This window comes from Agrobacterium sp. O3.4 (assembly GCF_041414895.1).
GTDB classification, from domain to species: domain Bacteria; phylum Pseudomonadota; class Alphaproteobacteria; order Rhizobiales; family Rhizobiaceae; genus Agrobacterium; species Agrobacterium cucumeris.
Genome location: NZ_JALPZP010000010.1, coordinates 56275 through 82028, shown reverse-complemented (window position 1 = coordinate 82028; position 25754 = coordinate 56275). Strand labels below are relative to the sequence as shown.

The window sequence follows — 25754 nt, the reverse complement described above, 5'->3', positions numbered from 1 at the left end:
AAAATGATCTGTCAAAACATGTCTTCATAAAATGCAGGCGGGAGGGAGCGCCCTCAGTCACGATATTCACTCGGATGTTCGTAGGCCTGTTTCAAACTTGCCGCCATCGGCAGGTTCAGGTTCATGCCGTTGGGCGGAATGGGCTTGGTGAACCATTTTTCATAGAGGTCGTGAATGGCAGGACCGTCGAAAATCTGCTTGAGACTTTCGTTGACCGCCGCCTTGAAGGCTGGGTCGTCGCGCCGGAAAACCAGCCCATAAGGTTCCGGTGCGCTCAGCGTTTCCTGCGAAAGCGCATAAAGGTTCGGATTTTCGGATGTCGCAGCCAGGGCCGCTAGCAGGATACCATCCATGACGAAGGCGGAGGCCTTGCCGGAAACGACGAGCGCGAAGGCTTCCTCATTGGTTTTCGTCGGCATGACCGAGATATTGAGGTTCTTTTCCCGGTTTATGGCATTCAGCTGTTCGATATTGACGGTACCGGAAGCGGAGGTGACGGAGCGGCCAGCCAGATCGGCAAGGTTTTTCAGATTGTCCTGTCTGCGCGATAGAAACTGCGTCGCGGTCATGAAGTTCGGATAGGAGAAATCGACGATTTTCCGGCGTTCGCTGTTGTTGGTAGTGGCGGCGCATTCGATATCGATCTGGCCGCTGCGGACAAGAATGAAGCGGGTGGCGGGCGTGGCCTTGACATATTCGAGCTCGAGCCTGTCGAGCTTTAGCTTCTTGCGGATATCCTCACTGATCGTCCGACAGAGATCGGTCGAAAAACCCGTCACCTCTCCATCCGGCAGCTGGTAGGAAAAAGGCGGCTCGGCTTCGCGGTAGCCGATGCGGATTTTTGCGGTCCTGGCAATCTGCTGCAGCGTATCGCCTTCGCTGGCGGCCTGCAGCGGGGTGATGGGGGCAAAGCATGTGACGAAAAGGCAAAATACCGCAAGACGCATGTTATTTCCTTTTGGCCGGCGGCCGGTTTCTCAAATCGCTTTTTGTGGCGGGTTATAGGTTTCCTGCATTGGACGCCCGGTGTCGCGCAGCGACTGGTCGCCTCCGCTGCCAAACCCGTCTTTCCCGGCCGGCGTGATGATGGCGCGATTTTTGAGGATATGCGCAAGTGGCGCCGGTTCGGCGAAATAATAACCCTGCGCCTCGTCGCAGCCGCAAAGTTTCAATGCGGCAACCTGTTCGCTGTTTTCCACGCCCTCGGCGGTCACCTTCAGGCCGATCTGATCAGCCATGTCGATGATGGTGTTGACGATCGCCGAGCACATGGGATTGGCAGGCAGGCCGGAGACGAATTCGCGGTCGATCTTGATCTTGTCGAAGGCCACGTGGGTCAGCGTGCTCAAACCGGCATAGCCGGTGCCGAAATCGTCAAGGGCGAGACGGACGCCCCTTTCTTTCAACAGCTTCAGCGCTCTTGCGCTGCTGTCGCGCTCAAGCATTGCCGTTTCCGTCACTTCCAGTTCCAGCCGTTCCGCCGGGAAGCCGGATGTTTCAAGGGCGCGATCGACAACGGGGACGATGTCATCATTGCCGAGCTGGACAGCGGAGAGGTTGACGGCCAGCCTGATATCCTTTGGCCAGGCCATGGCATCCATGCAGGCCTGCGCCAGAACCCATTCGCCGAGCGGCTTGATGAAGTTGTTTTCTTCGGCAATTGCGATGAAGCGGTCCGGCGTGATGAGGCCAAGCTTGCTGTGACGCCAGCGGGCCAGCGCTTCATACGCGACGATGCGGCCGCTCTGCAGGTTGACCACGGGCTGGTAATGCAGCTCGAATTCGTGGTTTTCGAGGGCGGATTTCATGTCTATTTCCAGCGCATGCTTGTGCTGCGCCGCCATATCCATGCCGGGCTCGTAAAATACGAAAAGGCCGCAGCCCATGGATTTCGCGCGGTAAAGTCCGAGATCGGCCTGCTGCAGAAGCTGGGTGGCGGAGGTGCCGTGGTCCGGTGCGCAGGCGATGCCGATGCTGGTATCGACGCTGATGTCGCTGCCTTCGAGATTAAAGCTGCGTGAGACCGCGTGCACCACCCGTTTTGCCAACTGGGCTGCATCTGTCCGGTAGTCGTTGCTTCCCGCCTGAATGATGGCGAATTCGTCGCCACCGAGCCGGCTCACCATGTCGTTTTCACCGAGCACGGCGGAAATCCGTGAAGCGACGGCCACCAGCAAAGCATCGCCGGCGGCGTGGCCCAGCGTATCGTTGACGGCCTTGAAGCGGTCGAGATCGAGCAGCATGACGTTGAATGGCTGGCCGGATACGGCAAGATGTTCGAGACGGTTCTCCAGCGTCTTCATCAGCAATACGCGGTTGGGAAGACCGGTCAGCGCATCGTGATGCGCCATATGTTCCAGCTGCTCGGCCATATCCCGTATCTGCCTGAGGCGCCCGCGTTCCAGAACCGCTTCGCGCAGTGTTTCGATGGCGGTTGCCATGTCGCCAATCTCGTCTCTGCGTTCCTGAAACGGGGTAACAATATCGGTTTCCTCGCGGGCGATCCGCAGCGTTGCCTGCACCAGGGCCGGAACGGGCTTCAGGAAATGCCTCGCGATCACCGTAACAAGCACGCCCGTGACCGTCAGCACCACGATCAGGGCGGCGAGCGAATTGTAGATCAGCTTGCGCTGCGCGCCATAAAGCGCATCCGAACCGCCGATACTGACGGCGACCGCACCGATCGGCCTTTTTGTTTCCGTGCTGATGATCGGCAGCAGGCCGATGTAATGGCTGGACTCTCCGATGGTGGCAAAGCCGGTGGCGAACCGCGCCGCGACACCATCCTTCGCGAAAATGGGGTCCGTCGCGAGCGGTTTTTCGGCGTCATCGGTGGCGTTGTCGAAGGCTGCGGCGATCTGCCTGAAGCCGGAATCGGTTTCGTCATAACGGAAAAGCCAGACGGCATTTTTGGTCTGCGCGCCGATGAGGGCGAGAACATCGCTGGGATTGAAGCCGGTAACGAGAATGGATTCGTCGTCGCCGATCGGCTTGTCGGTCAATATGCCGTTGACCTGACCGCTCTCGTCGGCGGTAACGCTGACATAGGTGTAGATGCTGCGCAGCGTCGCGCTGGCGATCTGCGAATTGACGCGGGCCTGATTGAGCCATTGCTCGCTGGCGGCGGCAACGAACATGTACCAGCCGACGAGCGCACCGATGCTGTAGGAAAAGATCACACCGCCCAGAAATATGAGAGTTATCTTGCTGGCAAGCGAACGGCGGCGCGAAAACCGGGCATTTTCCGGCTGCGTCGTTGAGTCAAGCGTGTGGCCGGGTTCAGTCTGTCTATCTATCCCCCGATAGGCAGTCTCTTCCATTCGCGATATTCCCCCGCGATGTCGCGTTATGATTGTTTTATGGAATTTTATAGGGCATGCATTTCAATGCTGTCTGCTAAATAATTCAACAAAGTTTAGATGCGATTAAGAATTAATCCGTCTTTTTATAGTCGTCGCTTATATAAGGCGCTGCTTACCTGCACCCTGAGTTGAAAAAACCGGGTGCTGGTGATTATATTTTGCAGCGACACCACCAAGACTTTATGACACGCTTTACGTGTTCTTCAAGGTGGATTCCCGGCTGCAGGGGGACGACAATTGACCTTGCCAAGCAGCGGAGAAACGGCATGTTGTGCGCAACATGCCGGTTTCAGGGAAGATATCATGGCTCACAGGGGCAGAAACATCGCGCAACTTTCCGTTCTCATCCAGAGCGGCCATCTCGACCCTCGTAGTTTGGTGGAGGAGACGCTCGATGTGATTGGTCAGGACGACGACCAGGCGATTTTTATCCGCCTGACGGCCGAGCGCGCGATGGCGGAGGCGGAAGCGGCATCGAAACGCATTCGCGACGGCCGTTCCTGTGGCGTACTTGATGGTATTCCTGTGGCCTGGAAGGACCTTTTCGATCTCGAGGGCATGGCGACCACGGCCGGATCGACAGTGCTTGCGGAGAGCACAACGGCGTCCCGCGACGCGGATGTGGTAATGGCGCTGAAACAGGCGGGCATGATCTCAATCGGCCGCACCAATATGAGCGAGTTTGCTTTTTCCGGCCTCGGCGTCAATCCGCATTATGGCACGCCGCGTAACCCCGCCTCGCAGGATGGCCATCGGTTGCCCGGCGGTTCGTCCTCCGGCGCGGGTGTGGCTGTGGCCGCCGGGCTGGTGCCGGTGGCGATCGGTACGGATACCGGCGGATCCGTGCGCATTCCCGCCGCCTTCAACGGCGTGGTGGGCTACAAGGCAAGCCGCGGCCGTTATTCGATGCGCGGCGTCTATCCCCTGGCGAAAAGCCTTGATTCACTCGGTCCACTCACCCGCACCGTGCAGGATGCCGTCTGGGTGGATGCGGCCATGCGCGGCAAGGCCGCGGCTGATGTGGCGCACACACCTCTTTCCGGCCTGTCGCTGGTGGTGCCGGAGACAGTGTTTTTCGATGGTATCGAAGATGGTGTTGCTGCCGCCTTCGAGCAGGCGGTGGAGCGGCTGGTGCGTGCCGGCGCTTCGGTGCGGCGGCAGGCATTCCCGATTTTCTCCGAACTGTTCGATCTTATCAGGGAAAAAGGCGCGCTGGTAACGGCGGAAGCCTTTGCCCTGCATAAAGCCCGGCTGGAAGGTGCGGATGCCGCGCGTATGGACCCGCGTGTCGTTGCCCGAACGAAGCTTGGTGCGAATATCTCCATGCCTGACTATATCGCCATTCTCGAGGCGCGCGAACGCATGACGGTGGCGTTTTCCGGCATGGTCGGCCGGCACGAGCTTCTAGTCTCGCCAACATTGCCGCATGTCGCGGCAAAGGTCGCGCCGCTCATCGATGATGACGATGCCTTTTTCGCCATGAATGCGAAAACCCTGCGCAACACCCAGATCGGTAATTTCTTCGATCTCTGTGGTGTTTCGATCCCTTGTGGAACAGGCGAGGCAGAAATGCCGGTCGGCCTGCTGCTTTCCGGCCTGCATGGGACTGATGATCACCTGCTGGGTGTGGCGATGGCTGCGGAAGAGATTGTTCGGGGCTAAAAGAGTGCGGCACAAATAGCCACACTCTGTCACCCCAGACTTGATCCGGGGGCCAGCGCGATCAAGTCTTTGATCGCGAAAGGTTCCTGACGCCGCGCAGACGCGCGGCGGCTGGATGCCGGATCAGGTCCGGCATGACGGAGAGAATAGCTGACCACCTCCAGCCATTGTGTCACCGAGCCGCCCAGTTGGCGCCGCGGCGGAACATGGTTTTCATCTGCGGCACGGAGAACTCCTTGGCCTGATGCCCGAGCGCCGAATAGAAAACCCGGCCCTTGCCGTATTTGCGTTTCCACACCACCGGCATCACCACGCCGTCGATCCACCAGGCATGGTCGCCGGTGAATTTCGTCGTCGCCAGCACCTCGTTGGAGGGGTCGACATGCATGTAATATTGCTCCGACGTGTAGGGGAAATCGGAAATCCCCTCCATCAGCGGGTCATCGGGGCGGGTGATGTTGACGTGATAGTCGATGATGTTGCCGGGATGGGCGACCCACTGGCCGCCGATCATGAACTGGTATTCGACGCATTCGCGGAAACTGTCGCCCGCGCCCCCATGGAAACCGGCAATGCCGACGCCGTTTTCGACGGCGGCCGTGAGGTTCTTGATCTCTTCCTTCTCGATCTTCGACATGGTGACGATGGGCACGACGAGGCTCAGATCATGTACCGAAGGATCGGCGAAGGCCTCGGTTGAATGCTCCACATAGACCTTGAAACCGTCCTCCTCCAGCATGTCCTTGACGATGGTGGCGCATTCCTGCGGCTCGTGGCCGCTCCAGCCGCCCCAGACGATGAGTGCTTCACGCATTTATTTTCTCCTCCGGATTATTTGCCGAGCTGGCCGTCGACCAGCGATGTTTCAAGCGGAGCAGGACGCTCTGCCTTGGTGGTGATGGAAACGGTCGTGCCGCTGTCGGATGCCGTCTGGAAGGCTTCCATGACCTCCAGTACGTGCAAGGCCAGATCGCCATTGGCGCGGTGCGGGCGGTTCTCGCGGATCGCATGGGCCATGTCGGCGACGCCGATGGAACGGTAATTGCCGTCGGCATAGGGTGACGACAGCGCTTGCGGCTCGAACTGGCCACCCTTTTTCAGCAATTGCACTTCGCCGCCGAAATGGTTGGGATCGGGCACGATCAACGTGCCCTCTGTGCCGTAGAGTTCCAGCGGCACGTGTTTGTGACCCGCCACATCGAAGCTCATGCCCACCTGCACCACGGCGCCATTCTGGAAGGCCAGCACGCCGGAGACATGGGTGGCAACATGAACGGGAATTTTTTCGCCGTTCTTCGGTTCGCTGGTGATGAGGCGTTCATTACGCGGGGCGATGGCGAAACCCGCAACCTTGGCGACCGGGCCGAACAGGTTGACGAGATCGGTGATGTAATAGGGACCCATATCCAGCATCGGCCCGCCGCCGACCTCGTAATAAAAGGCCGGGTTGGGGTGCCAGCGCTCATGGCCGGGGCACATGAAGGTTGCCGTGCCGCCAACCGGTTGGCCCAGCACGCCTTCGTCGATCAGCCGGCGTGCGGTCTGGTGCCCGCCGCCGAGGAAGGTATCCGGGGCCGAGCCGATGCGCAGGCCCTTGGCTTTAGCGGCATCCGCAAGGCGTTTGCCTTCGGCGAAATTGATGCCGAGCGGCTTTTCGGAATAGGCGTGCTTGCCGGCGTCAAGGGCGCGCAGCCCCACCTCCACATGCGCCTTGGGGATCGTCAGGTTGACGATGATCTCCACGGAAGGATCGGCGAGAAGCGCGTCGATGCTGGTTGCCTGAAGGCCGAACTCATCGGCGCGGGCTTTCGCAGCCGCCTCGTTCATATCCGCAAGACCGCGAATGTCGAGAATGGGAAACGACGCCATGGCCTTGAGATAGGCGCTGGAGATGTTGCCGCAGCCGATGATGCCGATACCGACCCTGTTCATGTGATTTCCTCCCGTAAATCAGAAATGCTTAAAGCCTGCCGCTCCGCCCTGATGGCTAGAGCGCCGGCCCCGTCGTGTTCCATGGTGATTCGTAAAGTTCGTAGAGTGCTACGGCTGCAGCCCCCTGCGCCCACAACTCATCGCTCGCAACGTCGAAAACCAGCTCCGCGACGCCGGCCAGCGAAGGCGGCACGGCAGCGTTGTAGCTGTCGCGGATGCTGGTGATGAAGGGCTCGCCAAGTTCGAGGCTGGAGCCGGTGATGATGACCCGTGGCGGAGCAAACAGCGTGACGATATTGGCAAGTGTCAGGCCCAGCGCCGCGCCGGCGCGCAGGGCTGCCGCAATGAGATCGTGATCTTCAGCCGCAATCAGCGCATGGGCATGCTGCATGCCGCGACCGAGCCGGATCGCCTCGGCAAATCGCCCGTCCACCGGGCGTGAGCCCAAAATGGCATTTTCGCCGGCCTGGCTCGCCAGCCGCACCGTGCCTTCATTGGCAAGACCGATGACGAGGTCGCCGAGATTGTGGCTGAGGCCGCCGGCACCGCGAAACAGCTGGTTCTGATGCAAAACGCCAAGCCCGAGTGTCTGTTCAAGCGAAATCAGCACCATGTCTTCCAGATCGCGCGCATGGCCGAACCAGTGGTGGGCAAGGGTAATGGCGTGAGCGTCGCTTTCGATGATGGTCGGCGAGCTAAGACGCGCCGTCATTTCCTCGGCGAAATTGACGTTCACTTCGCGCAAAATCGGGCTGCTGCGGATTTTCCCGGTGCGATGCTCGATGACGCCGGGAAGGCCGAGACAGACCATGTCGACATCTTCCAGGGACAGGCCGGCATCGACCACGCAGCGGCGAACCCCATCCTCCACCAGATCGGCGATGACGCCAATCGGCTGGCGGTCGACACGGATCGGCAGGGCGAGGGTGGAAAGCACATTGCCGCAGAAATCGGTGACAACGAAAACCATGCGGCTTGCGGCGATCTTGGCGCCCACCACGCGGGCGGCATCCGGGTTCAGCTCCAGCATCACCCGCGGCCTGCCGCGTGCGCCTTCGGTGCGGATATCACCGAGATGACGGGTCAGTATAAGCCCGTCATCAAGCAGCGAGGCGGTAATCGCCGAAACGGTGGTGGTGGAAAGCTGCGTTCTTTCGCTGATTTCCACCCGCGAGATCGGCCCGTGGCGGCGGATGCTATCCAGCACGCTTAGCCTGTTGATCGCGCGCATCAATTCTGGGTCTGCGGTCTTCATGGTGTCCTGCTGCGATCAATGCCGGTTCGAGAACCGATTTATGTCGGGTTACGGATTAAATAACGGTCTAGGGGAGGGGGGTGTCAAGCGGTTCGCGCAAAAAATCGGCATAGCGCCTTGACATTATGCGAGGGCTAATGTGAATTAATCCGCATTGGGGAATAAATGAGGAAATCCCCGAGGGAGGATCACCATCATGACGATTTGGCACGCAGGCGCAAGCCTGAGCGGCAGGCTGACAGGCTTTGCCACAACGACAAGCATTGCTCTCATGCTCGGCACCGCCAGCGCCTCGGCCGCGACGGTGGTTAAATGGATGCATGTGGAACTGGACCCGAAAGCCGTGGCCGTCTGGGAGGAGATTGCCAAGGATTTCGAGACCAAGCACCCCGATGTGGATGTGCAGTTGCAATTCCTGGAAAACGAAGCCTTCAAGGCGAAATTGCCGACTTTGCTGCAATCCAATGACGTTCCGGATTTTTTCTATAGCTGGGGCGGCGGCGTTCTTGAGGAACAGTCCAAAACCGGTGCGCTGAAGGATCTGACCGAGGTTTTCGACGCCGATGGCGGCAAGCTGCGGCAGGCCTATAATGCTTCGGCGATCGACGGATTGTCTTTCGATGGCAAGGTCTGGGCCGTACCTTACAAGGTCAGCCTCGTCAGCTTCTTTTATAACAAGGAGCTGTTTGCCAAGGCCGGCGTGAAGGCGGAAGACATCAAGAGCTGGGATGATCTCGGCACCACGGTCAAGAAGATCAAGGAAGCCGGCATCGTGCCGATTGCCGGTGGCGGCGGTGAAAAATGGCCGATCCATTTCTACTGGAGCTACCTCGTCATGCGCAATGGCGGGCAGGCCGTGTTCGATGCCGCCCGCAAGGGTGAGGGCGACGGTTTCATGGATCCGGCCATCATCAAGGCCGGTGAGCAGCTGGCCGAATTTGGCAAGCTGGAACCCTTCCAGCCCGGTTATCTCGGCTCCACCTGGCCGCAGGCGCTCGGCGTCTTCGGTGACGGCAAGGCGGCGATGATCCTCGGTTTTGACAACACCGAAGCCAACCAGCGCAAGAATGCCGGTGATGGCAAAGGACTTGCCGCCGACAATATCGGCCGCTTCGCATTCCCCGCCGTCGAAGGCGGCGCCGGTAAGGCCACCGATACGCTGGGCGGCCTGAACGGCTGGGCAGTCACGAAAAACGCTTCCAAGGAAGCGATCGATTTCGCGACATTCCTGACCAGCAAGGAAAGTGAAGAGAAGATGGCTGCCGCCGGCATGATCCTGCCCGTTGCGACGGGTGCGGATGGTGCGGTGAAAAACCCGCTGCTGGCGGATTCGGCCAAGCAGCTTGCCGGCTCCACCTGGCACCAGAACTTCTTTGACCAGACGCTGGGCGCTGCCGTCGGCCGCGTCGTCAATGATGTCTCCGTCGAGATCGTCTCCGGCCAGATGAGCGCGGAAGAGGGTGCCAAGCAAATTCAGGACGCTTTCGAGCTTCGCTGATTGTCACCTGCATTGCGGCCGCCGCGCTAAAATGCGGCGCCGCGATATCTGCATAAAAGAAAGCGGATAGAGATGACGGATATTTCCATGACTTCTGCGTCCATACCGGCGCGCGGCGCGGCAAAGGCGAAGCGCAAGCAAAGTTCGGTTGCGCATGATCGGGCGCTGACCCTTCTGGTGTTTCTGCCGCCGGCATTGTTGCTCTTTACCCTGTTCGTCATCCTGCCCATGGGCGAGGCGGCGTGGTACAGCCTTTATCGCTGGAACGGCTATGGCACGCCGACGGATTTCGTCGGCTTAAGGAATTTTCAGGTCCTGTTCGGCAATGCCGCCTTCTCGCAGGCCCTGCTGAATAACGGCCTCATCATCCTGATTTCCATTCTGATCCAGATTCCATTGGCCATCTGGCTCGCCACGATGCTGGCGCACCGCATTCCGGGCGTCGTCGCCTTCCGGCTGGTGTTCTTTCTGCCCTATGTGCTGGCGGATGTGGCCGCGGGTCTGATCTGGCGTTTTGTTTATGACGGCGATTATGGCCTCTTCGCCGCCATTTCCAATTTCTTCGGCTTCGCCAACCCTTACGTGCTGGCCGACAAGGATGTGGCGATCTATGCCGTGCTTGGCGTCATCGTCTGGAAATATTTCGGTTTCCACATGATGCTGTTCATCGCCGGCCTTCAGTCCGTCGACAAGAACGTGCTGGAAGCCGCCGAAATCGATGGCGCTTCCGGCTGGCAGAAGTTCCGTTATGTAACCTTGCCGATGCTCGGCTCCACCGTTCGCCTGTCCGTCTTCTTTGCGGTTATCGGCTCACTGCAGCTGTTCGACATGATCATGCCGCTCACCGGCGGCGGTCCGTCCAACTCCACGCAGACCATGGTCACGTTCCTCTACACCTATGGCGTCATGCGCATGCAGGTGGGGCTTGGCAGTGCGGTCGGCGTCGTTCTTTTCGTCATCTGCGTGACGCTCGCCTTCGGTTACAAAAGGATTTTCATGCGCCATGACTGACACATCCACCTCCGTCCGCATGCCGCTGCAAACCAAGCTTTATCTCTATATATCGCTGAGCCTGATCGCGGCCATCGTACTCATCCCGTTGCTCACCACCGCACTTGGCGGCTTCAAGACACTGGGAGACCTGCGCGTCAACCCGTTCGGCATTCCGGCGGAATGGCAATGGGCCAATTACGGCGATATTCTCTTCGGCAAACGTTACTGGCTGCAGATTTTCAATTCGCTGGTCATCGCGCTGTTGACGGTGTTCCTGACGCTCACCGTTTCGGCCATGGCGGCCTTCACCTTCGCGCATGTGAAGTTCTTCGGCTCGTCCTTCCTGCTCAATTATTTCCTGCTGGGGCTGATGTTCCCGGCGGCCACCGCCATCCTGCCGCTGTTCATCCGCATCCGCGATCTCGGCCTGCTTGACACCTATTGGGGTGTGGTGCTGCCGCAGGTGGCCTTCGGGCTTGGCATGAGCATTCTCCTGTTCCGCAATTATTTCCGCAATCTGCCGGAGGAACTGTTTCAGGCTGCTTTCGTGGATGGCTGCGGTTATCTGCGGTTCTTCTGGCACATTTCCCTGCCGCTTTCGCGACCCATCGTCGCTACCGTCGGCATCGTTTCCTTCGTTGGCAGCTGGAACAGCTATATCCTGCCGCTGATCATGCTGAATTCGGAATCGAAATATCCCTGGCCGCTCGGCATCATGGTTTATCGTGGCGAATTCGGCACCGAGTGGCAGCTGGTGCTCGCCTTCATCACGCTGACGATCCTGCCGACCGTCATCGTCTTCTTCCTCGCACAGAAACACATTATCGCGGGCCTGACGGCCGGTGCCGTCAAATCGTGACCTGAAAGGAGCAAAACATGGCTTCCGTCGAACTTAAGGATATCGCCAAGTCCTATGCCTCGCTCGATGTCATCCACGGCATCTCGCTTGATATAGCGGATGGTGAGTTCATCGCGCTGGTCGGCCCTTCCGGTTGCGGCAAGTCCACACTTTTGCGCATGATCGCCGGGCTGGAGGAAATCACCGGCGGGGATATCCTCATCGGCGACAGGGTGGTCAACGGCATGACACCGCGCGAGCGCAACATCGCCATGGTGTTCCAGTCCTATGCGCTTTATCCGCATATGACGGTGGCCGAAAATATGGGCTTCAATCTGAAGCTCGCCGGCCACCCGAAAAACGTCATAGAGGAACGCGTGGCGGAAGCCGCCCGTATGCTCGATCTCGGCAAGCTTCTGGATCGCAAGCCCTCGCAGCTTTCCGGTGGCCAGCGCCAGCGCGTCGCCATGGGCCGCGCCGTGGTGCGTAACCCGGCGGTCTTCCTGTTTGATGAGCCGCTCTCCAATCTGGACGCCAAGCTGCGCGTGCAGATGCGCAGTGAAATCAAGGCGCTGCATCAGAAAGTTGGCACGACGTCGATCTATGTCACCCATGACCAGATCGAGGCGATGACGCTGGCCGACCGGGTGGTGGTACTTAATCACGGACGTATCGAACAGCAGGGCACGCCGCTGGAACTTTACAAGACGCCCGCTAATCTCTTCGTTGCCGCCTTCATCGGCTCACCGGCCATGAACCTCATCGAAGGTGTGGTCGATGGCGAGGGCGATCAGCCCGCCGCCCGGCTGAAGGACGGCACCGCGATCCGCATTGCCGCGACACGCAAGGTCAAGCGCGGCCAGCCGGTGACAATCGGGCTTCGCCCCGAACATATCGGCTCGACCATTGGCGGCGATATCTCGCTTTCCGGCCGCACCGTGCTGGTGGAACCAACCGGTGCGCAGACCCATGTGGTCTTTGAACTGGCGGGTGATCAGGTGACGGCCGTGGTGGATGGCGAGCAGCTGGTGAAGGTCAACGCACCCTTTGCCGCCACCGTGCATCATGAGCGCGTGCATGTGTTCGACAGGGCCAGCGGGCTGGCGCTTTAAACCTGTTTCGCTTTTTTAGTGAAATAGCGAAATTCTCTCGCCCCTCCGCTTTTGGGGCTTGTCTGAAAATTACGAGCGGTTAGCTTGGCGCTGGGAGTCAAAGCGGTTTTACCGCTCAACTGTATCGATACAGGGAGGTTATTTTATGAGAACGATCAAGGGACCGGGTCTTTTTCTCGGCCAGTTTGCCGGTGATGCTGCCCCCTTCAACAGCTGGGATGGCATTACCAAATGGGCGGCGGAAAAGGGTTATGCCGGCGTGCAGGTGCCGACATGGGCCGGGCAGCTGATCGATCTCAAAAAAGCGGCGGAATCGAAGGATTATTGCGATGAGTTCGCCGGCGTGGCGCGCCAGAACGGTGTGGAAGTAACCGAACTTTCCACCCATCTGCAGGGCCAGCTGGTTGCCGTTCATCCCGCTTATGACGAGGCCTTCGATGGCTTTGCAGCGCCTGAAGTGCGCGGCAACCCCAAGGCCCGGCAACAATGGGCCGTCGAGCAGGTGAAGCTTGCGCTGAAAGCCTCGAAAAACCTCGGCATCAAGGCACATGCGACCTTCTCCGGTGCGCTTGCCTGGCCGTTCGTTTATCCGTGGCCGCAGCGCCCGGCCGGGCTGGTGGAAGCCGCCTTTGACGAGCTGGCAAAACGCTGGACGCCTATCCTTGATTATGCCGATGAGCAGGGCGTGGATGTCTGCTACGAAATCCATCCGGGCGAAGACCTGCATGATGGCGTGACCTTCGAGATGTTCCTGGAACGCGTAAAGAACCACAGTCGCGCCAACATGCTCTACGACCCGTCGCATTACGTGCTGCAATGCCTCGATTATCTCGACAATATCGACATCTACAAAGACCGTATCAAGATGTTCCACGTCAAGGATGCGGAGTTCAACCCTACGGGCCGGCAGGGCGTTTATGGCGGTTATCAGGGCTGGGTGGAGCGCGCCGGTCGCTTCCGTTCGCTGGGCGACGGGCAGGTGGATTTCGGTGCGGTCTTCTCGAAAATGGCGGCCAATGATTTCGACGGCTGGGCCGTGGTCGAATGGGAATGCGCGCTGAAGCACCCTGAAGACGGTGCCCGCGAAGGGGCGGAATTCGTCAAGGCGCATATCATCCGCGTCACGGACAAAGCCTTTGACGATTTCGCATCTGGTGGCACCGACGATGCGGCCAACCGCCGTATGCTTGGGCTTTGAAAACGTTTCAGGGGAGATATTATGGCTATTGAAGGAAAGACAACCGACAAGGCGAACAAGCGGATTCGTCTTGGTATGGTCGGTGGTGGCTCGGGCGCATTTATCGGCGGCGTCCATCGTATGGCAGCAAGGCTGGACAATCGTTTCGATCTTGTGGCGGGGGCCCTGTCCTCAACGCCGGAAAAATCCCTCGCATCCGGCCGCGAGCTGGGGCTCGATCCCGAGCGTTGCTATGGCTCCTTCGAGGAAATGGCCGAGAAGGAAGCGCTGCGCGAGGATGGTATCGAGGCGGTGGCGATCGTCACGCCCAATCATGTGCATTATCCGGCCGCCAAAGCCTTTCTCGAGCGCGGTATCCATGTCATCTGCGACAAGCCGCTGACCTCCAATTTGGAAGACGCCAAAAAGCTGAAGGACGTGGCCGACAGGGCTGATGCGCTGTTCATCCTCACCCATAACTATACCGGTTATCCGATGGTGCGGCATGCCCGGGAACTGGTACAGGCCGGTGCACTCGGCACAATCCGTCTGGTGCAGATGGAATATCCCCAGGACTGGCTGACGGAAGCGGTGGAACAGACCGGCGCGAAACAGGCCATCTGGCGCACCGATCCGGCCCAATCCGGCGTCGGTGGCTCCACCGGCGATATCGGCACCCATGCCTATAATCTCGGTTGCTTCATTTCCGGTCTGGAAGCCGATGAACTGGCAGCGGATGTACATACCTTCGTCGAAGGCCGTCGGCTGGACGACAATGCGCATGTAATGCTTAGGTTCAAGGCCAAGGACGGCAAGCAGGCCGCCAAGGGTTTGCTCTGGTGCAGCCAGGTTGCGGTTGGCCATGAAAATGGTCTGAAAATCCGTGTTTATGGTGACAAGGCGGGCATCGAGTGGACGCAGGCCGATCCGAACTATCTGTGGTTTACGAAGCTGGGCGAGCCGAAACAGCTGATTACCCGCGGTGGTGCTGGCGCCGGGGCCGCCGCCGCCCGCGTCACCCGCATTCCGTCAGGCCATCCGGAAGGATATCTGGAAGCCTTCGCCACCATCTATACCGAAGCTGCGCATGCCATCGAGGCCCGCCGCACCGGCACAGCGCTGGACAAGGCGGTGATCTATCCGACCGTTGATGATGGGGTAAAGGGTGTTGCCTTCGTTACTGCCTGCATCGAATCCGGTAAAAACAATGGCGGCTGGGTGAAGCTGTAAGACTGGATATGACGTTACTGCGCCATCTTCTCTCCGCCCGGAGCAGAAGATGGCGCGGGGTCGATCAATAAACGGACCATATGTCCGTCGCCGATGGTTTACCGTCCCAGATGCTGCTCGCCGCGCTTTTTCGCCAGCTCGATCTGCTGCTGGCGATCGCGGAAACGCTGGCGGTCCTCTTCCGTGCGGTCATCGAAACAGCTCGGGCAGGAAACGCCTTCCTCGAATTTGGGTGACAGGCGTACTTCCGGCGTTATCGGGTTACGGCAGGCATGGCAGAGCTGGTGGTTGCCTTCGGCAAGGCCGTGTACCACCGAGACGCGCTCGTCGAAGACGAAACAGGCGCCTTCCCAGAGGCTTTCTTCTTCCGGCACTTCTTCCAGATATTTCAGGATGCCGCCCTTGAGGTGGTAGACCTCATCGAAACCCTGTTCCTTCATGAAGGCGGTAGCCTTCTCGCAGCGAATGCCGCCGGTGCAATACATGGCGATCTTCGGCTTGTTGTGCAGGCCGGGATTGTTCTTCACCCAGTCGGGAAACTCGCGGAAGGTCTTGGTCTGCGGATCGACCGCGCCCTTGAAGACGCCGATGGCGGTCTCGTAGTCGTTGCGCGTATCGATGAGGATGGTGTCCGGATCGGAAATCAGCGCATTCCAGTCCTGTGGCTCGACATAGGTGCCGACGATGCGGTTTGGATCGATGTCCGGCACGCCCATGGTGACGATCTCTTTCTTGAGCTTCACCTTCAGCCGCACGAAAGGCATGTGCGAAGCGCGGCTTTCCTTGTGCTCCAGCGCGGCAAATTCCGGCTGTGCGCGCAGGAAGGCAAGCACCGTGTGAATGCCCGCATCCGGCCCGGCAATCGTGCCGTTGATACCTTCGGCGGCCAGCAGCAATGTGCCCTTGACGCCGTTTTTCTGGCAGAGCTCGAACAGCTGTTCGCGCAAGCTCTCGAACCGCGGCAGGCGGGCAAAATGGTAAAGTGCGGCCACAAGGAAATCACCAGAGACTTCCGGGCGGGGGAGAATGGTCGTGTCGGTCATGGGCGCTGAAATACAGCGACGGCGGCCGCAAAGCAATATTTATCCGCTGCGGCCAGCATTTTGAAAATCGTCAAATATCCAGGGGGGAAGAGGCGAATGGCAGGCGGTTGGTGCCTCAAATCCGGCATGGGCGAGAGGACAAGACCTCGCTTCCATCATCCTTGGGTTTGCCCCAAGGATCTAAGCACGGAGCATAAACCGACAGGTTGCAGATCCTCGGGACAAGCCCAAGGATGACGCCGAATGTGGTGTGACGCCTTTTCCCAACATCATCGTCGTCGGCCTATTTCGCCGCCTGCCGCCACAAAAGGCCGACGATACGACTTTCGGTGCGGGGGGACTCGGAAAAAACCTCGTCCGCCAGTTCAAGGCCTTCCGCGCGCAGCGCCTGCTGCCTTACGATGATCGCATCGAGAAGAAGCGCCAGCCGCTCGCCATTGCCGAAACGGTCCGGTTCCCGGTCGGCAACGGCGGCGAGGACCGAAAGATCATGCTCATGGCCGAGAATATCGACCAGCCGCTTGGTATCGGCACGCTTGGCGCGCATGGCGGAGGGCCAGAGGCGGCGCATGAGGCCGAGATGCATCCAGTGGGTCTGCCCCGCTTTGCGTAATTCGTGAAAATGCTCGACATCCGCCTGGTCCCGACAATCCGAGAGCGCTTTGCGTGCCTTCACCCGTTGTTTTGCCCAACTGCTTCTCACCAGCCTGGCCGTCTTTTTCAGGTCATCCGGCAGGGAGAGAGCCTCAAGCCTTTCGTGTCCCGCCTCGCAGCCGGCGATCGCCGCCGCTATGGCGTCGTCAAGATCCACCTCGTGGTTGAGGGCATCGTCGCGACGTTCGCGCAGCATTGCCGTGATCGATCGCAACGCCTCACCCTGCGCATCGGAGAGTGCAAAAGCCTCGAGATATTCCGCCGTTTCCATCAGCGCCGTCGCATCCCGCGCGAAGGCCAGTGAACGGGCGATATCGCGGAAACGGGCATTCTCCTCGCGGCTGAAATCGGGCGCCGCCTTGCGGATCAGGCGGTAGAGCGCCCGCAGCCGCTTGAAGCGCTTGCGCGCATCGTGCACCGCCTCATGTGATCCCGAGGGCTGGTCGCGCAGGATGGTGATCGCATCCTCGATCAGTTCCAGCCCGGCGCGGCGGATCTCGTCGCCGAAGGGCTTTTTCGGATCAATCCTGAAGGGCATCCGGCAAGTCTCCACTCGAACAGTCCATGGCGAGCGACTGGTTGGAAAAGCGACGGTCACCCGTCACTTCTTTCCCGAGCCAAGCGGGCAGGTCCGGGTTGGCGTTCTCATCGTTCATTTCGACTTCGGCGACGACCAACCCCTGATACCGGCCTTCGAAAACATCGATTTCCCAGGTGAAGCCGCCATGATCAACGGTGTGACGCGTCTTTTCTATCACCACACCCGGTGCACTTGCCATCAGCTCTTCTGCGTCCTTGAGGGGAATGGAATATTCATATTCGTCCCGGACAAGTGCACTTGCGCCGATCTTGATGGTCAGTGTCGCATCACGCCCATTGACGATCCTGACCCGGACCGAGCGATTTTCCAGCGAAGCGACATATGCCTGCCGGAAAGCCATGCTATGCGTCACCTCATCGCGCCATTCACCGCCTGCAACAAGAAACTTCCGTTCAATTTCCTTGGCCATGCTGTCTCCGCAAACTGGTGCGCCAGATTATCGCAAGATGACGTCGCGAAGAAGCGAATTGATTGAAGTATCTGGATAAAAAATGGCCCTGCCATGCCTCGACATCATAGCCGGGGCAGGCTAATCGGTAAACGGGATTTCAATCGTTTCAATCGTTTCAATCGTGCAAGGGAGGCTCATCGTGGCCCAGGACTCCGAAAAACTTCTTTCCATCCTCAAACTTCAGCCGGTCGTGCCGGTGCTGATCGTGGATGATGCCGCTTCCGCCGTGCCACTTGCGCGCGCTTTGGTCGCAGGCGGCCTGAAGGCAATCGAGATCACCATGCGCACACCGGCGGCACTGGATGCCATCCGCGCGGTTGCGGCGGAAGTGGAAGGCGCCAATGTCGGTGCCGGTACCATTCTCAACGCCCGGGATTTTGAAGCCGCTGCCGAAGCAGGCTCCACCTTCATCGTCAGCCCCGGCATCAATAAAAGCGTGCTGGAGGCGGCGCGCGGCTCCAACGTGCCGTTGCTTCCGGGCGCAGCCACCGCCAGCGAAGTCATGGCGCTGCGGGATGAGGGTTACAAGGTCCTGAAATTCTTCCCCGCCGAACAGGCTGGCGGTGCGCCTTACCTCAAGGCGCTGTCGTCGCCGCTCGCCGGCACGGTGTTCTGCCCGACCGGCAGCGTTTCGCTGAAGAATGCCAATGACTATCTGTCTCTGCCGAACGTCGTCTGCGTCGGCGGCTCCTGGGTTGCACCACGCGAACTGGTGGCGACCGGCGATTGGGCTGGCATCACCAAGCTCGCCGCTGAAGCCGCAGCACTGCGCGGCTGATTGACATTGCTTCAAACCCGTTCACGAAGGCGTGAGCGGGTTTGACATTTATATTCGCGCCGCGGCTTCCTATCTCACCTGTAGATTTTGACCTCTACAGGAGATTTTGATGTTCGACGCCAAGAAGCTTCTTGAACAATTCCTCGGCTCGCAGGTGCCGGGCCTTTCGGGAAGCGTCCGTGACAGAGCCGGGCAGGCCGCCGATATCGCCAAGAACAATCCCCTCAAGGCCGGTGCTCTCGCCGCCGCCATTCTGGGCACCAAGACCGGCCGCAAGCTCGCCGGCAATGTTGCCACCATCGGCGGTGTCGCCGCCATCGCCGGCCTCGGTTATCTCGCCTACAAGAATTACAAGTCCGGTCAGGCGCCCGAAGTCGCGCCGAAACCCGAGCCGGAACTGCTTGCTCCCCCCGCCGATTCCGCCTTCCATCCGCAGTCGCCCGCTCTTTCCAACGATTTTGCCCTGAAACTCATCCAGGCGATGATCGCTGCCGCCAAGGCAGACGGTCATATCGATGAGAAGGAGCGCGCCAATATCATGGACAAGGTACAGGTCTCCGGCCTCGATACCGAGGCAGAGCGGTTCCTCGAAAAGGAACTGGCCGATCCGCTGGATATCGATGCACTGGTGGCTGCCGCTCGCACCGAAGAGCAGAAAGTGGAGCTTTATACCGCCTCGCGGCTTGCCATCGAGGCCGATACGCGTGCGGAGCGGGGTTATCTCGATCTTCTTGCCGGGCGGCTGGGGTTGCCGGATGCGCTCGTGGACCACATTGAGGCGACCGTGGTGGCGGCGAAGGTCTAGGTCGAAGTTGGGGCTCACCCCCCTCTGCCCTGCCGGGGATCTCGCCCTCAAGGGGGGAGATCGACCCGAGGCGGCCTTTCGGCTATTTTCAACGTTGTGAGTGGGTGAGCGTTGCCTTCTGGCTGATCTCCCCCCTTGAGGGGGAGATGCCCGGCAGGGCAGAGGGGGGTGAACCACACCCACCAAAGCGGAAACGCGACCACTGCCGACATGTCCCACTTCCCGGTTGTCATCCCATCCCGCTTGCCCTAATCCTTGTCCCAGACAATGGGGAAGAGAATGCGCGATCTGAGTGATTTCAAGGGATGTCCGGCGCCAAAGCCGGTGGTGTTGAAGGGCCGTTACGTGACGGCGGAGCCGTTTGATCGTGGCAGCCATCTGACAAAGCTCTGGGCCGCACTTGGCGGTGAGGGCGTGAATGCACTTCTCAAATATTTCCCACAAAACGCCTTTCCCGATGCCGAGGCCTTTGGCGACTGGCTGATCGGTGCGGGGCAAAAACTCAACTGGGTGACGCTGGTCTTCGTGGAAAATGCCAGCGGTGATGTGGTGGGCATGGCGAGTTACATGCGGCCCGATCCTGCCAATGGCGTGGTCGAGGTCGGTTCCGTCGCCCATGGCGGCAAGATGAAGCGCTCGCCTTTGTCCACTGAGGCGCATTACCTGATGGCGAAACATGTTTTCGAAGATCTGGGTTACCGCCGCTATGAGTGGAAATGCCACAACGAAAACGAGCCGTCCAAGATCACCGCGAAACGTTATGGTTTCACCTTCGAGGGCGTTTTCCGTCAACATATGATCTCGAAAGGTGAGAACCGCGATACCGCGTGGTTTTCCATGATCGACGGCGAATGGCCGCTGATCGGCAAGGCCTTTGAAATTTGGCTTTCGCCGGAAAATTTTGCAGATGACGGAGCGCAGAAGCGCAAGCTCGAAGATATACGTGCGGAGCTTGCCAATGGCTGAGAAGAAGGATTGGTCGCCGGCTATAGCCGCCGCCCTCATCATCATCGGCTTCGGACTGGTGTTCTTCGTCATGCCGAAAATCATGCTGTGGCTGGGTGATTATTCGCCCTGGCTTGCGGCTGCATTCGGCACAGTTGCGGTGCTCTGTTTCTTCCTGCTGTTCTGGCTGCGCGCGCGTTACCAGCGCCGCCGCGACGGTTAGTTAGAGCACACGGGTGCTCTAACTCTTTTGTTTTAAGGCATTTCCAGAACGTAAGCCGCAAAGTATTTTTACTGGAACTGCCCTAGAGCCGAAGCGAAGCGCCGAGCAATAACAGCCCCATGATCAAAACGAACAGCGCACCGGCGATTTCGATCGCGTGGCTGATGCCGGCTGCCTTGCGGCTGCCGGGGCCGGCAAAACGCACCGCAAGCCCTTTGGCCGATACCGCCATGATGGCGAGAGCGGACACCATGATGGCGGTGCCGAGCGACATGGCCAGCACAGACAGCACACCACCGAGATAAAGCCCGTTCAGAAGCGCGAAGCTCATGACGATGATGGCACCCGAGCAGGGCCGCAGCCCGACCGCAATGATGGCCGACCAGGCCTCATGCAGGCTGAAATTCTTGCTTTTCAAAAGCATGGGATCGGGTGCGTGGGATTTGCCGCAGGCCGAGCAGAGGTCGCCGGTGCCATCATGGTCGTGATCAGCAAAGACCGGCTTGCCCTGGAACCGCAGCCCTGTGCCCATGCCGCTCGTTCTGCCCACCGATGTTTCGCCTGCCGTAGCGAAGACGGCGACGGGTTCACGCTTTATGCGCAGCGACCAGAGTTTGCGCAGCAGAAGCCAGGCGCCGAACAGCGCCACCATGGCGAAACTGGCGATCTCCATCGCCTGTGTCGCCTTGGTCATGGTGATCGAGGTGCCACGCAGCACGAGCCAGGCCGCGCCAACGAGGCCGATTGCGACTGCGCCCTGAATGAGCGCCGAGACGAAGGAAATCAGGATGCCGCGTCTCAGCTGTGTTTCATTGGCGATCATGTAGGACGAAATGACGGCCTTGCCATGGCCGGGCCCGGCGGCATGGAAAACGCCATAAGCAAAGGAGAGGCCGATCAGCGAGCCAAGCGCCCAGCCATCCTCGCGCATGGCTTTCAACGCGCCGGTCAGCGCCCGGTAGAACATCTGCTGATGTACATTGATCCATTGCATTAAAGGCGCAAATGGTCCGCCGACGGAAAATGACGGTTCGGCCGAACCGATGCCAAGTGGCGATTGCGCATGTGCCATGCCGGCAACGGCAAGCAGGCCGATGGCCGCAATGGCCAGGGGCCCGGCCAGACGGCCGCTGCGGCTCAGCATGTCACCTCCAGCCGGGTGGCGAAGAGCTTCGTCATGTCGGTACCGGTTGGATCATTGAAGAACGCATCGGTAAGCGAACTCTGGTTTTGCGAGATCACCTCGTCGGGGTCGGGGCGAACGACATGGTGCTTGCAGGCGTTCAGATCCTTGCCCTCGGTGGCAATATCGGCGTCCTTGGCAAAATCGATCGCCGTATACATGGTCGGATCCCAAGCGCCGAAACTCAGCTTGCCTTTCACCGCAAGCGGCTTGGCGGGTTTTACGGAAAAGAACATCAGGATCTGCTGATCCTTGTAATCCACGTGAATGGCGTCCGGTTTGGCAAATTCTACCGGTTTTCCGTTGGCGGTGATGAAGGTGTAATAGGAATATTCGGCAAGCGACTCCAGCACCGTGGTGCCGATTTCAGCCAATTCGTCCTTGTCCAGCTTCAGATCGCTGTTCTTGTCGTAGTCCATCACCACGCTTGCCGAGAACATCTCGTCAAAACGCCAGATATTGCGCACTTCCTGAACGGTGCCGTTCGGCCCCTCGACAATTTCCATGCGCGCTTCGGCGAAGATATGTGGATGCGCCGATGCCGCGACGGGAATACAGGCAAGGCCAGCCGCGAGAAGCAAAAATCGTCTGTTCATTATCCGGTCTGTCCTGCCTTCGAATCTCGAAGGCCAGAGTCTAGCAGAAATTGGGACCGAATTTCGACCCGGGGCCGACCGATGGGATATTTCAGAAGGTGCCGGTGAAACGTGAGGTGACGCTGGAGCCGCTATAAGAGAAGTCGGTGTCGCGCTCGCCATGCAGAAGGCGGTTGAATTCCACTTCAAGCTTGCTGCTCTTGCCGGTATCGATTGACAATGTGGCCACAAGCCTGCGTTCGCTGGTGTCGTAGTTGTAGTAAATCCAGTCCTTGTGAACGCGCTGCAGTGCAAGGTTGAGCCCCACCTTGTCCGTGAGCTTGCTTTTCACGACCAACTGCCAGCGCCGATGGAATTCGGCAATCGGGTCATCCGGGTCGAAAAGCGCATAGTCCTGCGAAAAACCGGCGCCGAAGGCGATGCGGTCAGTTGCTTTTACCTCGGCCTCCGTTCGCAGATAGGGCCGGATGCGTTTCACCTTGTCGCTGATCTCATCGCCGGAAATGGTTGTGAGGCCCGCCTCCGCCAGAACCGCGAAACGATCGGAGAACCTGTAACCATAGCCAAGCGAACCGCGCAGCGTATTGGCCTCGAACCGCTCGTATTTTTCCTGTTGGCTTTCCGGCACGACGATGCGGTCATAAGCGAGTGTCAGTCCGGCTTCGCCGCCGGCCAGCGGTCGTTCATGCTCAGCCTTGAAGGATAAAAGTGCCTCATTGGCCTCCAGCCGGGTGGGCAGGAAATAGGCCGGCCTGAAACGCGCCTTGCCTTTCATCAGGCTGGCGAGGCCTGCCGTCAGCGTGTTCTTGCCGCCCAAAGCGAGGATGCCGAGCTGGGAAGAGGCCTCCAGCTTGTGGTCCAGCCGCCGATAACCGATGTCTTCTTCTGGCAGATGCACGAAGATATCACCGGCATCGCTGCGCGTGCCACGCAACTCGATCGCCCATTCCAGTTTTTCGGAAAACCGCTTGGTCAACCCCAAGGAGGCAATGGTGTTGTGTTCATTGGCAAAACCATACCGGGGGAGACGGACCTCTTCATGCTCGAGCGCATAACGCAATTCCGCCCCTTCCAGCGCGACCTTGCCGTTGAGCCCGAAGCCGGCGCGCAGCGAAATCGCGCTTAGACGATTGGTATCGGCAAAATAATTTGTGTCATAGGCGACGCCCGACTTATAGGTGACAGCGTGCTCATCCGCACTTTCACCCGCCCGTGCGCCGGAGCCACAGGCAAGCCCAAGAACAAGCGCGATACATCCCCCCAGTCGCATTCGCATCTCCGGTCTCTAATTAAGCAATATCTTATATTTAGATGGTTAATAAAGTTTCCGGGGGTTTTTTACTGTCGCAGCGGCAAATGATTACTCGCAGCAATCAGGTTCAGCGCGATGTGCGCAGCGCAAGATAGATAAAACTTTATTAAATTCACAAGTATTAGTGTTAATTGTTTATTGTAATATTAGCCTTTGCTTGAATTAGAATTCTCTAAATATACAGTTCAGTTACGCCAGATGGCGTGATCAAACATAAGAGGAGAGAGAAATGATTGCTAAATTTGCTTGCGTAGCCGCTATTCTTACTGTCGCTTCCGTTGGTCAGGCCAATGCCGGCGGTCTTCTGGGCGGTATCCTTTCCGGAAACAGCAACAAGGGTGGCGCGCTCGTTGTGGTGTCGCCAAGCATCGATCTGGGGCTCAACGGCATCCTGTCCAACAACGGGATTCTGAACGGCAACAAGACCGGTATCCTGAGCGGTATCCTGAATGGCAACAAGACCTCTGTCGACGTCATCGACAACAAGAATGACGGCGGCAAGAAGCGCCGGCACTAAAAGACCAGACCGAAGATCGACAGGGATTTTCGACGAGAACGATGCGCGCAGGACTAAGCCGGGAACGATCCGAGTTGCGTTTGTATGACGCATGGCGCTTCCGGCAACAACAAACGGCGCATCGCACAACTGAAAGGGGGCCTCGTGGCCCCCTTTTTTTGTATATCTTTTTAAGTTGGCGCCGATCAGATGGTGCGAAAATAAATGGGTTGCCTTTGTTAGAAACCAAAAATGTGCGCTTCCTGACTTACGAGCTTGAACCGCGGTCGGTTTTGGTGAGATGGTGCGATCCTGTCCCGTCTCCCAGCATCCAGTCGATTCTCCATGCTACAGAAAAGCACTTCGCCGGGCGCTTTTGATCGTCAGGCCTATATGATCGCGCTGCTGGTCTTCGTTGCCGGCGGCACCAATGCGGCTGTTGTGCCGTTTATCGGATTTTACATTATTCAGGTGCTCGGCCACGCGCCTGCGACACTCGGCATTTACAGTGTTACGGCAATGGTCGCCTCGATTATAGCCAGTCGTATGTATGGCGAACGTGTCGATGCTGGTGTGCGCATACGGCCCCTGCTGCTTCTTTCCGTTGCCGGGGCTTTTGTTGCGGCGGCGGCGGCGACGTTCGGTCATCTGGCGCTGCTGGTGGCGGTCACGGCCACCGGCATGGGGCTTTCCAACGCCGCCAGTACGCTCGTTTTCAGTTATGGCCGATATCACGGCCGGGTGCAGGCGCTAGATACGACCTCCTACAACGCTTTCCTGCGGATGATGGTATCGCTGGCATGGATGCTGCTTCCAGCCGCCGCCTATCTGATCGTTGATCTCGCCGGTGCAAAAGCCGTGTTCATGAACGCCATGCTGATGGCAGCCATCTGGGGTGGGCTGGCCTTGGCCATCGTGCCGCGAGGCCAGACATGCCCTATGGAACGGCGACAGGACGGCGAGATCGATGAAGGGCGTAACCTGCCGCTGCTTATGGCGGCGGCGGCCAGTTTCTGCATGTCTTTCGCCCATTCCCTGTGCGCGTCGGCTCTGCCGGTGTTTCTTGTGCGCGAGGTTGGGTTGCCGGATTACGCGCCGGGCCTATCGCTCAGCATCAAATGCGCCATGGAGGTTCTGCTGATCCTGCTTGCGCCGAGGATCATGCGCCGGGTCAGCGCCCGCCTGTTGCTGAGCGGGGCGGCGGTAACGGCGATTATAGCCTTCAACATCATCGCCTCGGTCACGACATTGCCCGCCATGCTATTCGGCGCAGCCATGGAGGGAGCTTATTATGGCCTTTTCGCGGGCACGAGCCTGACCTTCATTCAGGGCTTTGCGCGCGGGCGCACGGCGCGGGCGACTGCGCTTTATATGAATTCCATCTTCCTTGCCGCATTGTTTGCGGTGCCCTTGATGGGGTTCGTGGCGCAATATTCCAGCTTCGGTGTGTCGATCCGGCTTGCCTCGGTGGGCGCCGGCGCTGCCCTGCTGTTATTGTTCCTGACGCGGCGTCAGGTGAGCGAATAGACAGAACCTCGCCCTCATTCCCGTGATAGGCGCAGGAATGAGGGGGAATAGAGCTAGTACAATGTCTGGCCCTTCGCCGCC

24 protein-coding genes are annotated in these 25754 nt (G+C 59.1%); 13 read left to right on the top strand and 11 right to left on the bottom strand.

The features are described 5' to 3' along the window. Positions 1 to 53 precede the first annotated feature (53 nt). The gene (locus tag M0412_RS25620; protein ID WP_142841794.1) at positions 54 to 947 is read right to left on the bottom strand and encodes an amino acid ABC transporter substrate-binding protein; all 894 of its coding nucleotides are present in this window, start codon (positions 945 to 947) and stop codon (positions 54 to 56) included. Between the two features lie 30 nt (positions 948 to 977). Next, complete coding sequence (locus M0412_RS25615) at positions 978 to 3320, bottom strand: EAL domain-containing protein (protein ID WP_269699849.1); 2343 nt, start codon at positions 3318 to 3320, stop codon at positions 978 to 980. A gap of 345 nt (positions 3321 to 3665) precedes the next feature. Between M0412_RS25615 and M0412_RS25610 the strand changes: the two genes are divergently transcribed. Beyond that, positions 3666 to 5024, top strand: a complete 1359-nt coding sequence (locus tag M0412_RS25610) for an amidase (protein ID WP_269699850.1) — start codon at positions 3666 to 3668, stop codon at positions 5022 to 5024. Positions 5025 to 5196: 172 nt separating this feature from the next. On the opposite strand, the gene M0412_RS25605 is transcribed toward M0412_RS25610, so the two are convergent. The 3 genes from M0412_RS25605 to M0412_RS25595 are packed head-to-tail and all read right to left on the bottom strand — an operon-like array spanning position 5197 to position 8211. Next, on the bottom strand, positions 5197 to 5838 hold the full coding sequence (locus M0412_RS25605) for a ThuA domain-containing protein (protein WP_003523774.1): 642 nt from the start codon (positions 5836 to 5838) through the stop codon (positions 5197 to 5199). Positions 5839 to 5855: 17 nt separating this feature from the next. After that, on the bottom strand, positions 5856 to 6956 hold the full coding sequence (locus M0412_RS25600) for a Gfo/Idh/MocA family protein (protein ID WP_269699851.1): 1101 nt from the start codon (positions 6954 to 6956) through the stop codon (positions 5856 to 5858). 55 nt (positions 6957 to 7011) lie between these two features. Further along, a complete protein-coding gene (locus M0412_RS25595) occupies positions 7012 to 8211 on the bottom strand; it encodes an ROK family transcriptional regulator (protein ID WP_142841798.1) in 1200 nt (399 codons plus the stop codon). A gap of 196 nt (positions 8212 to 8407) precedes the next feature. Here M0412_RS25595 and M0412_RS25590 point away from each other — a divergent pair, with 196 nt between their 5' ends. The 6 genes from M0412_RS25590 to M0412_RS25565 all read left to right on the top strand — a co-directional run bounded on the left by M0412_RS25590 (position 8408) and on the right by M0412_RS25565 (position 15059). Further along, positions 8408 to 9709 carry an ABC transporter substrate-binding protein gene (locus M0412_RS25590; RefSeq protein WP_269699852.1) on the top strand — a complete coding sequence of 434 codons (1302 nt, stop codon included), beginning with the start codon at positions 8408 to 8410 and terminating at the stop codon, positions 9707 to 9709. Positions 9710 to 9781: 72 nt separating this feature from the next. Then, positions 9782 to 10720: a carbohydrate ABC transporter permease gene (locus M0412_RS25585; RefSeq protein ID WP_065117675.1), complete on the top strand. Its 939-nt coding sequence runs from the start codon at positions 9782 to 9784 to the stop codon at positions 10718 to 10720. Then, the gene (locus M0412_RS25580; RefSeq protein WP_035220775.1) at positions 10713 to 11561 is read left to right on the top strand and encodes a carbohydrate ABC transporter permease; all 849 of its coding nucleotides are present in this window, start codon (positions 10713 to 10715) and stop codon (positions 11559 to 11561) included. Before M0412_RS25585 ends, M0412_RS25580 begins: the two co-directional genes overlap by 8 nt. 17 nt (positions 11562 to 11578) lie before the next feature. Next, positions 11579 to 12652 carry an ABC transporter ATP-binding protein gene (locus M0412_RS25575; RefSeq protein WP_269699853.1) on the top strand — a complete coding sequence of 358 codons (1074 nt, stop codon included), beginning with the start codon at positions 11579 to 11581 and terminating at the stop codon, positions 12650 to 12652. 145 nt (positions 12653 to 12797) lie between these two features. After that, entirely contained in the window at positions 12798 to 13850 is a 1053-nt protein-coding gene (locus tag M0412_RS25570) for a sugar phosphate isomerase/epimerase (protein WP_142841801.1), read from the top strand. Between the two features lie 21 nt (positions 13851 to 13871). Beyond that, on the top strand, positions 13872 to 15059 hold the full coding sequence (locus M0412_RS25565; RefSeq protein WP_269699854.1) for a Gfo/Idh/MocA family protein: 1188 nt from the start codon (positions 13872 to 13874) through the stop codon (positions 15057 to 15059). A gap of 98 nt (positions 15060 to 15157) precedes the next feature. Here M0412_RS25565 and M0412_RS25560 read toward each other — a convergent pair whose 3' ends face one another. From M0412_RS25560 to M0412_RS25550, 3 genes are all read right to left on the bottom strand, one after another. Next, complete coding sequence (locus M0412_RS25560) at positions 15158 to 16102, bottom strand: rhodanese-related sulfurtransferase (RefSeq protein WP_142841803.1); 945 nt, start codon at positions 16100 to 16102, stop codon at positions 15158 to 15160. Between the two features lie 283 nt (positions 16103 to 16385). After that, positions 16386 to 17294 carry a CHAD domain-containing protein gene (locus M0412_RS25555; protein ID WP_269699855.1) on the bottom strand — a complete coding sequence of 303 codons (909 nt, stop codon included), beginning with the start codon at positions 17292 to 17294 and terminating at the stop codon, positions 16386 to 16388. Beyond that, positions 17278 to 17766, bottom strand: a complete 489-nt coding sequence (locus tag M0412_RS25550) for a CYTH domain-containing protein (RefSeq protein WP_269699856.1) — start codon at positions 17764 to 17766, stop codon at positions 17278 to 17280. The genes M0412_RS25555 and M0412_RS25550 overlap by 17 nt, the downstream gene beginning before the upstream one ends. Before the next feature lie 181 nt (positions 17767 to 17947). On the opposite strand from M0412_RS25550, the gene M0412_RS25545 reads away from it, so the two are divergent. The 4 genes from M0412_RS25545 to M0412_RS25530 all read left to right on the top strand — a co-directional run bounded on the left by M0412_RS25545 (position 17948) and on the right by M0412_RS25530 (position 20559). After that, the gene (locus M0412_RS25545) at positions 17948 to 18586 is read left to right on the top strand and encodes a 2-dehydro-3-deoxy-phosphogluconate aldolase (protein WP_052820675.1); all 639 of its coding nucleotides are present in this window, start codon (positions 17948 to 17950) and stop codon (positions 18584 to 18586) included. A gap of 109 nt (positions 18587 to 18695) precedes the next feature. Then, positions 18696 to 19391 (top strand): tellurite resistance TerB family protein, encoded by a 696-nt coding sequence (locus tag M0412_RS25540; RefSeq protein ID WP_046802057.1) that lies wholly within the window; start codon positions 18696 to 18698, stop codon positions 19389 to 19391. A gap of 279 nt (positions 19392 to 19670) precedes the next feature. Continuing rightward, positions 19671 to 20357 (top strand): GNAT family N-acetyltransferase, encoded by a 687-nt coding sequence (locus tag M0412_RS25535; RefSeq protein WP_269699857.1) that lies wholly within the window; start codon positions 19671 to 19673, stop codon positions 20355 to 20357. Beyond that, a complete protein-coding gene (locus M0412_RS25530) occupies positions 20350 to 20559 on the top strand; it encodes a hypothetical protein (RefSeq protein ID WP_142841807.1) in 210 nt (69 codons plus the stop codon). Before M0412_RS25535 ends, M0412_RS25530 begins: the two co-directional genes overlap by 8 nt. 82 nt (positions 20560 to 20641) lie before the next feature. Here M0412_RS25530 and M0412_RS25525 read toward each other — a convergent pair whose 3' ends face one another. The 3 genes from M0412_RS25525 to M0412_RS25515 form a co-directional block, all read right to left on the bottom strand. Next, positions 20642 to 21703 (bottom strand): nickel/cobalt transporter, encoded by a 1062-nt coding sequence (locus tag M0412_RS25525; protein WP_269699858.1) that lies wholly within the window; start codon positions 21701 to 21703, stop codon positions 20642 to 20644. Further along, positions 21697 to 22338 (bottom strand): DUF1007 family protein, encoded by a 642-nt coding sequence (locus tag M0412_RS25520; protein ID WP_046802053.1) that lies wholly within the window; start codon positions 22336 to 22338, stop codon positions 21697 to 21699. Before M0412_RS25520 ends, M0412_RS25525 begins: the two co-directional genes overlap by 7 nt. 91 nt (positions 22339 to 22429) lie before the next feature. Further along, the gene (locus M0412_RS25515) at positions 22430 to 23608 is read right to left on the bottom strand and encodes a hypothetical protein (RefSeq protein ID WP_269699859.1); all 1179 of its coding nucleotides are present in this window, start codon (positions 23606 to 23608) and stop codon (positions 22430 to 22432) included. A gap of 271 nt (positions 23609 to 23879) precedes the next feature. Between M0412_RS25515 and M0412_RS25510 the strand changes: the two genes are divergently transcribed. Together M0412_RS25510 and M0412_RS25505 are read left to right on the top strand one after the other, a co-directional pair. Then, the gene (locus M0412_RS25510) at positions 23880 to 24167 is read left to right on the top strand and encodes a hypothetical protein (RefSeq protein WP_142841810.1); all 288 of its coding nucleotides are present in this window, start codon (positions 23880 to 23882) and stop codon (positions 24165 to 24167) included. A 324-nt stretch (positions 24168 to 24491) separates the two neighbouring features. Next, the gene (locus M0412_RS25505) at positions 24492 to 25673 is read left to right on the top strand and encodes an MFS transporter (protein ID WP_269699860.1); all 1182 of its coding nucleotides are present in this window, start codon (positions 24492 to 24494) and stop codon (positions 25671 to 25673) included. Positions 25674 to 25754 lie beyond the last annotated feature (81 nt).

Bases quoted from the DNA above. Each gene is read 5' to 3' on its own strand.
- M0412_RS25590 (WP_269699852.1), top strand. From the start codon at position 8,408: ATGACGATTTGGCACGCAGGCGCAAGCCTGAGCGGCAGGCTGACAGGC.
- M0412_RS25520 (WP_046802053.1), bottom strand. From the start codon at position 22,338: ATGAACAGACGATTTTTGCTTCTCGCGGCTGGCCTTGCCTGTATTCCC.
- M0412_RS25600 (WP_269699851.1), bottom strand. From the start codon at position 6,956: ATGAACAGGGTCGGTATCGGCATCATCGGCTGCGGCAACATCTCCAGC.
- M0412_RS25515 (WP_269699859.1), bottom strand. From the start codon at position 23,608: ATGCGACTGGGGGGATGTATCGCGCTTGTTCTTGGGCTTGCCTGTGGC.
- M0412_RS25505 (WP_269699860.1), top strand. From the start codon at position 24,492: ATGCTACAGAAAAGCACTTCGCCGGGCGCTTTTGATCGTCAGGCCTAT.
- M0412_RS25615 (WP_269699849.1), bottom strand. From the start codon at position 3,320: ATGGAAGAGACTGCCTATCGGGGGATAGATAGACAGACTGAACCCGGC.
- M0412_RS25575 (WP_269699853.1), top strand. From the start codon at position 11,579: ATGGCTTCCGTCGAACTTAAGGATATCGCCAAGTCCTATGCCTCGCTC.
- M0412_RS25525 (WP_269699858.1), bottom strand. From the start codon at position 21,703: ATGCTGAGCCGCAGCGGCCGTCTGGCCGGGCCCCTGGCCATTGCGGCC.
- M0412_RS25510 (WP_142841810.1), top strand. From the start codon at position 23,880: ATGATTGCTAAATTTGCTTGCGTAGCCGCTATTCTTACTGTCGCTTCC.
- M0412_RS25580 (WP_035220775.1), top strand. From the start codon at position 10,713: ATGACTGACACATCCACCTCCGTCCGCATGCCGCTGCAAACCAAGCTT.
- M0412_RS25560 (WP_142841803.1), bottom strand. From the start codon at position 16,102: ATGACCGACACGACCATTCTCCCCCGCCCGGAAGTCTCTGGTGATTTC.
- M0412_RS25595 (WP_142841798.1), bottom strand. From the start codon at position 8,211: ATGAAGACCGCAGACCCAGAATTGATGCGCGCGATCAACAGGCTAAGC.
- M0412_RS25585 (WP_065117675.1), top strand. From the start codon at position 9,782: ATGACGGATATTTCCATGACTTCTGCGTCCATACCGGCGCGCGGCGCG.
- M0412_RS25555 (WP_269699855.1), bottom strand. From the start codon at position 17,294: ATGCCCTTCAGGATTGATCCGAAAAAGCCCTTCGGCGACGAGATCCGC.
- M0412_RS25530 (WP_142841807.1), top strand. From the start codon at position 20,350: ATGGCTGAGAAGAAGGATTGGTCGCCGGCTATAGCCGCCGCCCTCATC.
- M0412_RS25570 (WP_142841801.1), top strand. From the start codon at position 12,798: ATGAGAACGATCAAGGGACCGGGTCTTTTTCTCGGCCAGTTTGCCGGT.
- M0412_RS25550 (WP_269699856.1), bottom strand. From the start codon at position 17,766: ATGGCCAAGGAAATTGAACGGAAGTTTCTTGTTGCAGGCGGTGAATGG.
- M0412_RS25605 (WP_003523774.1), bottom strand. From the start codon at position 5,838: ATGCGTGAAGCACTCATCGTCTGGGGCGGCTGGAGCGGCCACGAGCCG.
- M0412_RS25620 (WP_142841794.1), bottom strand. From the start codon at position 947: ATGCGTCTTGCGGTATTTTGCCTTTTCGTCACATGCTTTGCCCCCATC.
- M0412_RS25540 (WP_046802057.1), top strand. From the start codon at position 18,696: ATGTTCGACGCCAAGAAGCTTCTTGAACAATTCCTCGGCTCGCAGGTG.
- M0412_RS25535 (WP_269699857.1), top strand. From the start codon at position 19,671: ATGCGCGATCTGAGTGATTTCAAGGGATGTCCGGCGCCAAAGCCGGTG.
- M0412_RS25565 (WP_269699854.1), top strand. From the start codon at position 13,872: ATGGCTATTGAAGGAAAGACAACCGACAAGGCGAACAAGCGGATTCGT.
- M0412_RS25610 (WP_269699850.1), top strand. From the start codon at position 3,666: ATGGCTCACAGGGGCAGAAACATCGCGCAACTTTCCGTTCTCATCCAG.